At 59.4% G+C, this 12,402-nt stretch carries 11 protein-coding genes and 1 tRNA gene; 7 read left to right on the forward strand and 5 right to left on the reverse strand.

Annotation, left to right across the window (positions count from 1 at the left end):
- Positions 1 to 5: 5 nt before the first annotated feature.
- Genes GBEM_RS13830 through GBEM_RS13840 form a run of 3 tightly spaced genes read left to right on the forward strand, consistent with a single transcriptional unit; the run spans position 6 to position 1,774 of the window.
- Complete coding sequence (locus GBEM_RS13830; protein ID WP_012531201.1) at positions 6 to 311, forward strand: hypothetical protein; 306 nt, start codon at positions 6 to 8, stop codon at positions 309 to 311.
- A gap of 33 nt (positions 312 to 344) precedes the next feature.
- Complete coding sequence (locus tag GBEM_RS13835; protein WP_012531202.1) at positions 345 to 1,277, forward strand: DUF4382 domain-containing protein; 933 nt, start codon at positions 345 to 347, stop codon at positions 1,275 to 1,277.
- Positions 1,278 to 1,336: 59 nt separating this feature from the next.
- Entirely contained in the window at positions 1,337 to 1,774 is a 438-nt protein-coding gene (locus GBEM_RS13840; protein ID WP_012531203.1) for a bacteriohemerythrin, read from the forward strand.
- Between the two features lie 14 nt (positions 1,775 to 1,788).
- Here GBEM_RS13840 and GBEM_RS13845 read toward each other — a convergent pair whose 3' ends face one another.
- The 4 genes from GBEM_RS13845 to truD all read right to left on the reverse strand — a co-directional run bounded on the left by GBEM_RS13845 (position 1,789) and on the right by truD (position 4,739).
- Positions 1,789 to 2,280 carry a ferritin family protein gene (locus GBEM_RS13845; RefSeq protein ID WP_012531204.1) on the reverse strand — a complete coding sequence of 164 codons (492 nt, stop codon included), beginning with the start codon at positions 2,278 to 2,280 and terminating at the stop codon, positions 1,789 to 1,791.
- Between the two features lie 148 nt (positions 2,281 to 2,428).
- A tRNA-Gln gene (locus GBEM_RS13850) sits at positions 2,429 to 2,503 on the reverse strand.
- An 11-nt stretch (positions 2,504 to 2,514) separates the two neighbouring features.
- On the reverse strand, positions 2,515 to 3,357 hold the full coding sequence (ispE, locus tag GBEM_RS13855; RefSeq protein WP_012531205.1) for a 4-(cytidine 5'-diphospho)-2-C-methyl-D-erythritol kinase: 843 nt from the start codon (positions 3,355 to 3,357) through the stop codon (positions 2,515 to 2,517).
- Between the two features lie 149 nt (positions 3,358 to 3,506).
- Positions 3,507 to 4,739, reverse strand: a complete 1,233-nt coding sequence (gene truD / locus GBEM_RS13860) for a tRNA pseudouridine(13) synthase TruD (protein WP_049762729.1) — start codon at positions 4,737 to 4,739, stop codon at positions 3,507 to 3,509.
- A 233-nt stretch (positions 4,740 to 4,972) separates the two neighbouring features.
- Between truD and GBEM_RS13865 the strand changes: the two genes are divergently transcribed.
- Positions 4,973 to 7,933: an NAD-glutamate dehydrogenase domain-containing protein gene (locus tag GBEM_RS13865; RefSeq protein ID WP_012531207.1), complete on the forward strand. Its 2,961-nt coding sequence runs from the start codon at positions 4,973 to 4,975 to the stop codon at positions 7,931 to 7,933.
- A 325-nt stretch (positions 7,934 to 8,258) separates the two neighbouring features.
- Here the strand turns inward: GBEM_RS13865 and trmB are convergent, their stop codons facing one another.
- Complete coding sequence (gene trmB / locus GBEM_RS13870) at positions 8,259 to 8,882, reverse strand: tRNA (guanosine(46)-N7)-methyltransferase TrmB (RefSeq protein WP_012531208.1); 624 nt, start codon at positions 8,880 to 8,882, stop codon at positions 8,259 to 8,261.
- A 151-nt stretch (positions 8,883 to 9,033) separates the two neighbouring features.
- On the opposite strand from trmB, the gene GBEM_RS13875 reads away from it, so the two are divergent.
- The 3 genes from GBEM_RS13875 to GBEM_RS20770 all read left to right on the forward strand — a co-directional run bounded on the left by GBEM_RS13875 (position 9,034) and on the right by GBEM_RS20770 (position 12,352).
- On the forward strand, positions 9,034 to 10,482 hold the full coding sequence (locus GBEM_RS13875) for a DEAD/DEAH box helicase (protein WP_012531209.1): 1,449 nt from the start codon (positions 9,034 to 9,036) through the stop codon (positions 10,480 to 10,482).
- Positions 10,479 to 11,480 carry a helix-turn-helix transcriptional regulator gene (locus GBEM_RS13880; RefSeq protein ID WP_012531210.1) on the forward strand — a complete coding sequence of 334 codons (1,002 nt, stop codon included), beginning with the start codon at positions 10,479 to 10,481 and terminating at the stop codon, positions 11,478 to 11,480. The genes GBEM_RS13875 and GBEM_RS13880 overlap by 4 nt, the downstream gene beginning before the upstream one ends.
- Positions 11,481 to 11,611: 131 nt before the next feature.
- Positions 11,612 to 12,352: a M15 family metallopeptidase gene (locus tag GBEM_RS20770; RefSeq protein WP_012531211.1), complete on the forward strand. Its 741-nt coding sequence runs from the start codon at positions 11,612 to 11,614 to the stop codon at positions 12,350 to 12,352.
- The last annotated feature ends 50 nt before the right edge of the window (positions 12,353 to 12,402 follow it).

Raw genomic sequence — 12,402 nt, forward strand, 5'->3', positions numbered from 1 at the left:
GACAAATGAAAAAAGTCGTTTTAACCCTGGCAGTTGTAGCCGCTGCCGCCTTCGCCGTCGCTAGACCGGGAGCGGCCCAAGCCAGCTCGGTGGACCTGAACATCCAACTGGGCGCTTACATCCCGGCCCCTCCGGGGGTGAGGATCTACGTCGAAGCCGGGCGCCCCTATTACGTGGAGAACCACAGGCGCGTCTACATGAAAAAAAGGCACCACGAAGACCACGGCAGGCATTTGGGGCACTACAAGGAAGAACACCACGACAGGGAAGAGGGGCACGGGAAAGAGCACGGCAGGCACGGCCGCGACTAAAAGAAAACTGTGACTAAAAGAGGAGGAGAGACCATGAAAAGAATAACGGCAGCATTCAAACCGGCTGTCATCGCTATCTGCGTTATCGTGGCAGCCTTCGCGTATCTTGCCGGTTGCAGCGGCGGAGGAGGCGACGCCAGCAAAGGGACCCTCAAGCTTTCCATAACCGACAGGCAAAGCGACAACTTCGGCAAGGTAATCATCGCCATACGCGAGATACGGGTAGTCCCCAGAGGATTTGAAGGCGCAGCCGACAACGATGCCAACCTGCCGGTGCTGGTCCGGTTCACCACGCCCAAAGTGATCGACGTCATGGCCTTGAGGTTTATCCAGGAACCCCTGGGAGACATCATCCTCCCCGCAGGGAACTACAGCCAGATCAGGCTGGTCCTGGAACCCAACCCCACGGGCAATCGTCCCCCGGTCAACTACCTCACGCTCAGCAGCGACGTCAACGGCACCAATCCGATTCCCCTGGACACCCCCAGCGGGCAGCAGTCCGGGCTCAAGGTGCTCGGGCCGATCGAGGTAAAGGCCGGAATCATCAACGCAGTCATGATCGACTTCGACCCCAACACCGCCATAGTTTCGCGAGGCAACGGCGGCTACAACCTGAAGCCGACCGGGATCAGGATGGTGCAGATGGCAAACGAACTGCCGCAGTTCGGTTCCATCGTCGGCAACGTCAGTTCCAGCTTCGGGCATTGGTCCAGCGCCACCGTCGCCATCAAGAGGCGCGGGACGGTTAACGACACCGACCCCATCGCCGCCGGGCGCATCTTCTCCAGTTACACCAGCGGCAGATGGCAGGCCCCCTTTGCCGCCTTCGTACCGGCGGCCAGCGGCAGCCTCGGCTATAAGACGTTCATAACCACGAACGGCTTCGCCTTGTATTCGTCCCAGACAGTATCGGTGGTACAGAATCAGGCGACCGATCTGGGCGAGATAGTACTGACACCACGGTAAGAGCAAACCTGCGGCGCCGGTCCTTCACAGAGGGCCGGCGCCGTTGTTGGGAGAGCGGTATGCCTATAATTCAATGGAATGTAAATCTTTTGGTGGGAATACAGGAAATCGACCGGCATCACAAGCAGTTGGTGCAATCGCTGAACACGGTCTATGACGAGTTTCGGGAAGGTAAAGAGATCGAGTTGTCGTTCCTGCAGGAGTTGATCGCCTACGCCGCTCACCACTTCGCCTGTGAAGAGCAATGGATGAAGAAGACGGGGTACCCCAAGCTGCAAGCCCACCGGGAAGAGCATGCCCTCTTCACCAGCAGGGTCGCCGATTTCAAGACGGGCCTGAAAGACAACGGCAAGATATCAGTAGAGTTGATCTGGTTTTTGTGCAACTGGGTGACGCACCACATAGGCGAAAGCGATGCCGAGTTCGGACGCTTCGTCGATGTCCACAACATCCGTACCAGGGGCGACCAGCCCGGCAAGATCGCCGGCGACAGCTGACATCAGCGGGCCGTTTAGGGCTGCGGCAACGACTTCAGGTACTCCCGCAGCGCTTCCACATGCTCCCTGTCGTGGTCCATCATCGCCTGGAAGAGCTTCTCCAGTTCGCTATCGGCGAAGATCACGATGGTGGACATGTGCAGCACCGCCATCTGCTCCTCCAGCTTGATCGCCAGGGTGAGCGCCTCCACCTCAGACAGGGTCGACGCCATCAGCTGGTCGACCTTCTCTTCCAGCTTCTGCAGACTGACCATCGCCTTGGTCAGATCAGTATTCACCCCCGACATCCCCACGCCCTGCATCCTGGCCGCCATGGCGAACTGCTGCGCGTGGCTCTCTTCCTCAAGCGCCGTCTTGCTCCAAAGCCTTGACAGCGGCTTGTTGTCGGCGAAACTGCGTGCGAAGTGGTAGTAGAGCTCCGCGCCCTTAAGCTCGAACCGCTTGCACCTGTCGATGAAGTGGAGTTGGTCCATGGTCAATCTGGCTGCGGCTTCCTTTTCGATCATAAAAACACCTCGGAACAATAGGTTTGCAGCATATAGGGCTATTCGGACAAAGGAAGATTTACTTGAATAAGCATCCTCATCCTGCAACATGATCGTGCCATTTAAAGAAACAGGGGACTAGCTGCATGTGCTAGTCCCCTGAATTGTTTGGCTGGGGCGCCAGGGATCGAACCTGGGAATGACGGGATCAAAACCCGTTGCCTTACCGCTTGGCGACGCCCCAATATTTGATTTTTAAATGGTCCTGACGGCGGCTGCGAACCAGCCACGCGCTTTTGCTATCTCAGCTGCCGCATGTCGCGCCGCGCTTTCGCTCTCGAAAAGACCGAAAACGGTGGAGCCGCTTCCTGACATCAGCGACCCGCGGGCACCTGCTGTCAACAGCACCTCTTTCAGTTCGCTCACCAGGGGGAATCTCCCGCAGGTGACCGGCTCCAAATCGTTGGAAAGGAGCTCGCAGACCTCGTTGAGGCTGCTGTATGAACGCGGGATTATAGTGGCGGGATCCGGCGTTGTCAACCTTAAATTTTGATACACCCAGGCAGTGGAAACATGTATCCCGGGATTCACCAGCACCACCCAGAGGGAGGGAACTTCTTCCAGCGCGGTGAGGCGGTCGCCGATCCCCTCGGCAAGGGCGGGCTTTTTGAAGACGAAGAACGGAACGTCGGCACCCAGCTTGACGCCGATCTCCATCAACCGCTCGTCCGTAAGACCCAATTCGAGGAGCTCGTTCACTCCCATCAGGACAGTGGCGGCGTCGCTGCTCCCCCCCCCGAGCCCTGCCCCTACCGGTATCTTCTTGGCAATGGTGATCTCTATGCCGACTTCCTTGTCCGAAAGCTTCAACAGTGCGTCGGCTGCACGCCAGGCTATGTTTCCCGGCCCGTCGGGCACCCCTTTCCTGCCGCAGGTAACCCGGATCCCGGGGGAATCGGAAAGGGCAATCTCTATCTCGTCGCAGAGGTCGACCCTCTGCATGATCATGCGCAGCTCGTGATAGCCGTCCGGCCTCTTGCCCAATACGTCCAGCCGGTAGTTGACCTTGGCCGGCGCCAGCAGTTGCAGTTTTTTCACGACAACTCTCCTTGAGGTGTTTTGAAGATCCCACTTTTCTTGTCCCCCCTCCCCTCGCGGGAGGGGGAGAGCTGGAAAAAGCTCGGCAGCACAGTCTCCCCTCGCCCTCTGGGAGAAGGGCGGGGGTGAGGGAATCCCTGCACACCTACCTATTCGCTCTTCATTATCTCGCTCATGACGCAGGTGGCGTAGGCGCCTCGCGGCAGCGAGAAGCCGACCAACAGGTCGGAGCCCTCCTGCTGCACATCCGCCCCGGCGATAGGGACCCGCAATGGGCGCCGCTCCCCTTCCATACGCAGACCTCCCGAGAGGTTGAAGCTCTCCAGGGTTAACTCTTGCGCTGCCAGCACCTCGCGCTCAAGCTCGCCCTGCGCGCCGTGAGGCTCCATCATGGTGCAGCCGAACATGGGGCCGGTGGGGGAAATGTCGAAGGCTTCGGCGCGCGGCGCCTCCGCTGCCAGATCCTGCACCAGGAAACGGGCGCCGTTCTCGTGCTTGAAGGCGATGTCGCCGACGTTCACCTTGTCGAAGCTATCGAGCCTTTTTTCCAACACCAGGTCGAAGAGGGAGGACTGGAAGGCGGAGAGATACAACCTCTTCATGCGCGGCTGCACCGAGTTGAAGGCCCTCTCGAAGCCGTCCGGACGCTGCACTAGCCGGGTGAGCAGTTCGCGCTCGACCCGGAAATGCCCCGGGAAAAGCGCCAGGCTTTCCTCCACTTCGCCGCGCCGGTACGCCTCTATGGCCTGGCGCCAGCGCTCGTCGGTCACCGCAGCCGGGTCGCCGATCAGCCGGTCCACCGCCGACTTGAACTCGCGGCGCAGCATCGCCGCCCCTATCTCGTGGGTGTTGCCTTGGGCACCGTAGCGCTGGACCCCGAAACGGTTGGGTACCCCGCGCCTGGTCATGACCTCCAACGCGGCCTCCGCATTCTTGACCGCGCCTTGGGCCACGTCGCGGACCCTGATGACGAAACGGTTTCCCTTGAGGTGACCGAGCCTCAACTTGTTGCCATGCATACGGGCCGAGAGGATCTTGATCCCCGGAATCTCAAGCGCCAGCACCTTATCGGGCGCCACGCGCGGTATGGAGACGGTTTGACGGGTGACGCCAATGGCATCCTTCATCCCGGCGTAGCCCAAATCGCGCTCCTGGACACCCAGGGTCTTCGCGATGCGGCGCAGCGCCTCAAGCGTCGCAATGCCGCGCTTTTCCAGGACCGCGAAACAGTGCTCCCCCTGCCCGCTCGGCAGATAGGCCGGGATCTCCTCGACCAGGAAATCTTCCGGGCTCCCCTTGATGGTGCCGCCGGTCCCCGGGACCTCTGCTGTAAGATATATGGACAATGCCCCTCCCTGAATCCGTTTCCGCAACCACAGCATCATACCCAGTACCAGCTGCTCTTTCAACATCTTTCCATTCCACCCGCGGACAGAATCTGCAGGAACGGCGACTAAAGAATTCGCCCGTAATGCCGACCAATAAGCATCGTCATAATGCTTCTCTGACAGCAATATTTATTTGTCGTGACACAATCCATGATTGAGCAAAAAGGTTCAAGTTCGATATACTGGCACCAGCAAAGACAACAGTTACGAGATAAGGGGAACTAAGCATGAGCAGCACGGGCAATGTAAAAAAAGGAACATCTGCTGAGCTTGCAACGAACCGTAAGTGGCTGAAAGAGTCGATAAGTCCATACTTCTTCAGTGCAATGCGCGACGAACCCGAAGCTTTGAACGTATTGGAGCTGGGATTGGGAACGCTCAGGCACAACCGGCGCCTGATACTTGCCGACCGCGACAAATCCCTGATACTGGCACGCGTCAACGCACCCGGGTCTCTGTACGACGCGCTGCGCCACTTCCAGGACCGCGAAATATCCTACGCCATGATCACCCACTCCGACGCTCCCATGCCCGGGATGCAGGAGGCGCTGGAGATTCAGCGTTTCGAGTTCGACCGCAAGAAAAACGAGGAAGTGCTCGCCTGGAAGGAAGCGAAGGTTCCTGCCGGCATCGCGCGCAAGGTGGCGGCGGAACTCAAAAGGAGCTATCCCGAATTCGACCTGAAGGAATTCGACCGTCTGCTGCGTATCCTCTGGCTCAACAACGAAAGCTACGTCAGGGTCTCTTCGCCGCTGCGTGTGGCGCAGGTGCTCCAGTTGCACCAGAAAGCGAGCAGGAGCGGCGGCCTCTACCTCTACGTCGAGCCGAGCAGCATTCAACAGGTGTCTCGGGTCCACTTCGCCGTAGGCAACCCCCCGCAAAAAGAGTTCCTGCTGCAGCTCATGGAGGTGTTCAACCGGCTCGACCTGGCGGTGAACCGGGCCTATTGCCTCACCATCACCACCGGCGTCCACCCCTATTTCCTGGGGACCTTCCTGGTCAACCAGCGCCACGGCGGCGTGCTTGAGGCGGGGAGCGAGCTTTTCTCCCGCCTGCAAAAGGAGCTCTACAACACCCAGATCGTCTCCACCAGGGGATATACCTACCGTGAGTTCGTCACCACCGGCGTCATGTCCGGCGAGGACGCGTCCCTGACCAACGCCTTTATCGCCTTCTGCCACACGAACCTGGCCCACAACCAGCCCGACCGCTTCGGCCTGGACGACGTGCAAAGCGCCTTCCACTCCCACCCGGAGATGTCGCTGCAACTGGTGAAGCTCTTCCGCGCCCGCTTCGATCCCGCCGTCACCGCTAGCGATCCGCGCTACCAGTCAATCCTGGAGGAAACGGTCGGGGCGGTGGAGGAATACAACACGGGGCACCGCTACCTGGACGAGATGCGGCGCACCATATACCGCTGCTGCCTCATCTTCATCACCCATACCTTGAAGACCAACTTCTTCGTACTGGAAAAGCAGGCGCTGGCCTTCAGGCTCGACCCCACCTACCTAGCGGCGCTGGAAACCTCGTCCACCTCCGACCTCCCGCCGGCGCAGCCCTTCCGGGTGACCTTCTTCTTCAGCCGCTACGGCTTCGGCTACCACATAGGCTTCTCCGACATCGCCCGCGGCGGCTGGCGCACCGTCATCGCACGCAACGTGGACGACTACATCACCAACTCCAACACCATCTTCAGGGAGAACTTCGTGCTCGCCCACACCCAGCACCTGAAGAACAAAGACATCTACGAGGGTGGGTCGAAGCTGGTGCTGATCCTGAACGCGGCCGACCTGCAACGCGGAGGGGAGCGCGAACTGGAAGTCTGCCGCCTCTACAAGCTGCAGCACGGTGTCGTCAACGCCTTCCTCGACGTATTCGTCACCAGCGACGGCGTGGCGAAGAATCCAGCCGTGGTCGATTACTATCGCGAGGACGAGCCGATCGAACTGGGCCCCGACGAGAACATGCACGACTCCATGATCGAAAACATCGCCCGCATCTCCAAGCGGCGCGGCTACATCCTGGGGATCGGCATCATGTCCAGCAAGGAAGTAGGCATCAACCACAAGGAGTACGGCGTCACCTCCACGGGGGTGATCAAATTCGCCGAGATCACCATGGCCGAGCTGGGGATCGACATCTACCGCGACCCCTTCAGCGTGAAATTCACAGGGGGCCCCAACGGCGACGTCGCGGGGAACGCCATGCGCATCCTGCTGAACCGTGCCCCCAAGGTCGCCATCAAGCTGATACTGGACGGGACCGCCGCCTTGTGCGACCCGGAGGGAGCCGACCACGAGGAGTTGGGGCGCATCGTGCTCAAGCAGGACCTGGATGCGTTCGACCCGCTGCAGCTGCACCCCGGCGGCTTCATGCTCTTCAGAAGCGGCAGCCGCAGAGAGGGGCTGCGCGAACTATTCCGGAAGGTCACCCGCACCGGCGACGGAGTGCGCGAAGAGTGGATCTCCACCGACGAATTTTCCAAGTGGTACGGAAGCCTCCCCTTCACCGTCAAGGCCGATCTCTTCATCCCGGCAGGCGGCAGGCCCGAGTCCATCGACAAGGACAACTGGCAGAACTACCTGCTGCCGGGGGGCGCGCCCTCGACCGCGGCCATCGTCGAAGGTGCCAACTCCTTCATCACCCCCGAGGCGCGCGTCCAACTGCAGAAAAAGGGCATCATCATCATGCGCGACGCCTCGGCCAACAAGTGCGGCGTCATCTCGTCATCCTACGAGATCATCGCCAACCTGCTGCTGTCCGAGTCCGAGTTCCTGGCCGAGAAGGAGCGCTATGTGCGGGACGTATTGGAGATCCTGGAAAAGCGGGCGGGAGACGAGGCACGGCTGATACTGAAGAGGCGCCGCGAGCAGCCCGGGCTTCTCTGCACCGAGATCTCCGACGCCCTAAGCGGCGAGATCAACGAGGAGTACGCCACCATCTACCGCTTCTTCCAGAACCGGCCCAACCTTTGCCTGCAGCCGATCTACCGCAAAGCGATTCTTGCCCACCTGCCGCGGATGCTGCGGGAAGAGCCGAAGTACGCAAAGAGGTTGAAGAACCTGCCGCGAAAGTATCTCTTCGCCATACTGGCTGCGGAAATAGGTTCGTCATTGGTTTACCGGGGAGACAAGGAGGCGGATCTGGAGGCAACGCTCAAAGGGCATCTGATGCGGCAGTTCGAGTAGCTGGACCCTTCAAAAAGACAGCTCCACGGTGAATTCGAGGGAATGTTGCTCTTGCCCCCCCTCCCCTTGCTCTTGGTCCCCCCTCCCCTTGCGGGAGGGGGTTAGGGGTGGGGGAAGGTGCCATCATTTCCATCCTGAGCGGCTTCACCCACCCCTCGGCCCCCTCCCGCCTTCGCGGACCGAAGCGCTACGGCGCGCAGGCCCGTCAAGGGAGGGGGAGACTGTTCCCGCCAATCCTTGATGAGCCAAAAGAAAAACGCCGGCGCGTTTTATAGCGCCGGCGTTCGTGTTTCTCGTCCCCCGAGGGAGCGTGCAGGCGCCCTTCCTACTTCACCTTGTAGTGCAGGAAGTAGATCTTTTTCCCTTCGGCCATGAATTTCCGCATGTACTTCGACAGGTGGTAGCCGGGGAACTCGTGCCGGTACAGGTCGGTCCCGAACTGGTTCTGCAGCATGGAAACCTTGGGGAGCATCTCCGCCACGTCGATGCCGTAGTCGTCGAAGTCGGTGGCGAAATAAAAGTCGGCGCCCGGACGCATGTAGTCCATCATGAACTCGACGAACTCCCGGTTCACCAGGCGGCGCTTGCGGTGCCTTTTCTTAGGCCAGGGATCGGGGCAGTTGATATATAGCGCCGACAGCCCCCCCTTGGGGACGCGGTCGGTGACGAACAGGCGCGCCTCGTCGCGCAGCACGCGGACGTTTTTGACCTCATGCCGGTCCATGCGGCGGCAGGTCTTGTAGCACCCCTTGTTGTAAAAATCGATGGCGACGAAGTTCACGTCCGGCTGATCCAGCGCCGTCTTCAGCATGAAGTCGCCCACGCCGCAGCCGATCTCCAGCGCGAGCGGGTTGTCGTTGCCGAACACAGCGCTCCAGTTCGGCGGTTTCGGCAGGTCTTCCAAACGGATGTAATTGGGTGAATCAATGTGGATGAATGATTGCGTCATCTGCCCCTCTTGCGTTTTAGTCGCGGGGAAGATAGCACAGCGAGCCGTTGGGGTGAAGGGGATTTTGTATGGCGGCACCCATTCCTTGCCATTTTTAACGGGACGTGTTAATTATATCCGGTTGAAATAAGGCAAAAAAAGGAAAGCAAGCATGAAATTCACCGAGCTGCAGATACCAGCGGAGGTCCAAAAAGGGATCGACGAGACCGGTTTCACCCAATGTACACCAATCCAGGAAAAGGCACTTCCCCTGGCTCTCACCGGGAAAGACGTCGCAGGGCAGGCACAGACCGGCACCGGCAAAACGGCCACCTTCCTCATCTCCATCTTCACCAAGCTCCTCAGCCAGGCAAAAACCGGCGGCGAACACCATCCCAGAGCCCTAATCCTCGCTCCCACCCGCGAACTGGTGGTCCAGATCGAAAAGGACGCCCAGGCACTTGGCAAATACACCGGCTTCAACATCCAGGCGATCTACGGCGGCGTCGACTACATGAAGCAGCGCGACGCCCTGAAGGCTGGCGCCGACATCGTCATCGGCACGCCGGGCCGCCTCATCGACTACTTGAAACAGAAGGTCTACTCCGTGAAGGACGTCGAGGCGCTGGTCATCGACGAGGCCGACCGGATGTTCGACATGGGATTCATAGCGGACCTCCGCTTCATCCTGAGAAGGCTTCCCCCCTACGACAAGAGGCAAAACCTCCTCTTCTCCGCGACCCTTAACACCCGCGTTATGGAACTCGCCTACGAGTTCATGAACATGCCGGAGAAGGTGTCGGTGACCCCCGAGCAGATGACCGCTGAGCGTGTCGAGCAGGTGCTCTACCACGTTTCGCGCAAAGAGAAGTTTCCGCTACTCTTAGGCCTGCTCAGGAAGATGGGTATGGAGCGGACCATGATCTTCGTGAACACGAAGCGCGAGGCGGAGTACCTGCAGGACCGCCTGAACGCGAACGAATTCCCGGGCAAGGTCATCTCTGGCGACGTCGAACAGAGAAAGCGGATGAAGATCCTGGCGGATTTCAAGGATGGAACCCTTCCCATCATGATCGCCACCGACGTCGCCTCCCGCGGCATTCACATCGAGGGAGTCTCCCACGTCATCAACTATGACCTGCCCCAGGACTGCGAGGACTACGTGCACCGCATCGGCAGGACCGCACGCGCCGGAGCAGAAGGGATGGCGATCTCGTTCGCGGACGAGGACGGCGCTTTCTACATCGAGCCGATTGAGGATTTCATCAAGCAGAAGATCCCCACCGAGTGGGCCGAGGACGACATGTTCGTCCACGACTACAAAAGGACCAAGCCCCGCCCCCGCACCGAGTTGCCTCACGGCAGGGGCGGCAAGCCCGGCGACAGGGGAAGGTCGGGCGACAAAGGAAGACCGGCAGGGCGAGGAAGGTCCGGCTCGGGGAGCAGCAAACCCGCAGCAGGCGAGAAGAAAGTCGCCGCCGAAAAGCCCGCCACCGAGACAGTCGCAACGGCAGGTGAAGGAACCGAGGCGGCCAAGCGCAAGAGACCGCGCCGCCGCAAGCCGAAGAAGGCTGCCGAGGGCACCGAGTCCAATCAACCGAGCCAGCCCGATCAGCCGTGACCGGGAAGGGACGCCCCGCCAAGAAGTACTCCCAGGCAGGGAGGGTGCATGACGTGATACGCCTCATCGAGGCGCGTCACGGCATCTCCATTTCCGAGCTCGCCGAAGAGACCGGCGTCAACAAGCGCACCATCCATCGGGACCTCGCCGCCATCCAGGAGGCGGGGTACCCGCTCATTTCCGACTGGCAGGACGGCGAGAAGGTATATCGCTTCCTGACCCGCTTCAAGGATGTCCCCCCCATCAGCTTCACGCTGCAGGAGCTTATGACCCTCTCCCTGCTCCGCTCCCAGCTCGACCTGCTCAAGGGAACCCCGTTCCTTGAGGACATGCAAAGCGTCTTCAGAAAGGTGAACTCCGTCCTGCCGCCGCGGCTCGCCGCGCACATGGAGCGGATAGCCGAGGTCTCCCTGCCGCTTTTGCAGGGAAAGCGCGATTACAGCCGCTGCGCCGAATCGCTGCAAACGATCCGCCACGCCCTTTTGTACCAGCACAGCATCGTCATCACCTACCAGCCCCCCAACCGCCCCGAGCCGGTGGAGTACCTGGTCGACCCATACACCCTCCTGTTCCAGAAGGGTGGCATTTACTTGTTGGGCTACGCGCAACAGCGCCAGGCCTTGCGCACCTTCGCCGTCGAGCGTATCGCCAAGGTCGAGCCGCGCCAGGAACGCTTCGAGATTCCCGAGGGGTTCCGTCCCGGGCAGGCTTTGGGCGGCGCCTTCGGCATCGTGGCCGAGCCTCCCATGGACGTGGTGATACACTTTTCGGCCGGCATCGCCCACGCCATCAAGGACCGCGTCTGGCACGCCTCCCAGCAGGTAAAAGAAGAGCGGGACGGCTCGCTTACCCTCACCTTCCACGCCGGCGGCAAGATGGAGATCCTTTCCTGGCTCCTTTCCTACGGCGCCCACGCCGAACTCATCTCCCCCCCCGAACTGCGCGAGGAACTGACCCGCCTGGTGCAGGACACCTCCCGACTGTACCAGACCGCGTAGGCTCCTTCCGGCACCTAGCTCGGCGCCTTCTTTTGTTTTAGTTTTCGGTTGTTCTTATTGACATTGGGCCACACTCTGGTGAAATCTCTTTTTGCAGCATGAAAGAAAGTCAATCTTTACGGGGGATGCCCATGTCTCCAATCAGAAGATTTGGCACCGATCGATTCTCCCTACCTATTAGTACACCCGGACCTCTGGGGCATCAGGATGCAGCTTCTCCAGATTCTCCAGAATGGGTTATAGGTGAGACACCTGGTCCTTTAGGTTTTAATGATTATGCCGATCCTTCATACAGATTCCGAATTGAAGATGGTAACAGCTGCAGATTGACTGACAAAGTACCAGTTCCACAACATATCAATCGCGGGTTAACAGCCCCCTCACCTGATTTTCTAGTCCTACTACTTGGCAAACCACGTGAACTCTACTCCAATGAATGTGAACGAGTAACTAACCCAATTCTCGCTTCGCAGATGTTAGTGTCGCAGGTGGGTCCATTTAAAGTACACGGACTGCGCCCGGCAATTGAGAGTCTAAAAATGATCTTAAATGAGATAAGACAAGAGCATCCAAATGTATATGCTTCATTGGGATCTTCCGGGATGCTCTGTTGCCGTAAACAGCGAGGATCTCCACGGATTAGCAGTCACTCTTGGGGAACCGCAATTGACATCAATATAAAGGGAGCACTCGATGAACGAGGAGACGGCAGAGTACAATATGGGTTGACCTTGATTGCTCCCTTTTTCAATCGTTACGGGTGGGTTTGGGGTGCTGCATTTCGTAAGGAGGACGGGATGCACTTTGAAGCCAGCAAAAGCAAGCTCCTACAGTGGGAAGCGGAAGGAAAGATCCACAGTCAGCGTACGTGAAGGAGTAGCTAACCCACCGGGTTTAATCCGTACACGAAAGTGTGTGGGTA

The sequence above is a fragment of the Citrifermentans bemidjiense Bem genome, from assembly GCF_000020725.1.
GTDB lineage: Bacteria > Desulfobacterota > Desulfuromonadia > Geobacterales > Geobacteraceae > Geomonas > Geomonas bemidjiensis.

Coding starts and splice junctions, on each gene's coding strand:
- GBEM_RS13830 (WP_012531201.1), top strand. CDS start 6: ATGAAAAAAGTCGTTTTAACCCTGGCAGTTGTAGCCGCTGCCGCCTTC.
- GBEM_RS13835 (WP_012531202.1), top strand. CDS start 345: ATGAAAAGAATAACGGCAGCATTCAAACCGGCTGTCATCGCTATCTGC.
- GBEM_RS13840 (WP_012531203.1), top strand. CDS start 1,337: ATGCCTATAATTCAATGGAATGTAAATCTTTTGGTGGGAATACAGGAA.
- GBEM_RS13845 (WP_012531204.1), bottom strand. CDS start 2,280: ATGATCGAAAAGGAAGCCGCAGCCAGATTGACCATGGACCAACTCCAC.
- truD (WP_049762729.1), bottom strand. CDS start 4,739: ATGCTGTGGTTGCGGAAACGGATTCAGGGAGGGGCATTGTCCATATAT.
- GBEM_RS13865 (WP_012531207.1), top strand. CDS start 4,973: ATGAGCAGCACGGGCAATGTAAAAAAAGGAACATCTGCTGAGCTTGCA.
- trmB (WP_012531208.1), bottom strand. CDS start 8,882: ATGACGCAATCATTCATCCACATTGATTCACCCAATTACATCCGTTTG.
- GBEM_RS13875 (WP_012531209.1), top strand. CDS start 9,034: ATGAAATTCACCGAGCTGCAGATACCAGCGGAGGTCCAAAAAGGGATC.
- GBEM_RS20770 (WP_012531211.1), top strand. CDS start 11,612: ATGTCTCCAATCAGAAGATTTGGCACCGATCGATTCTCCCTACCTATT.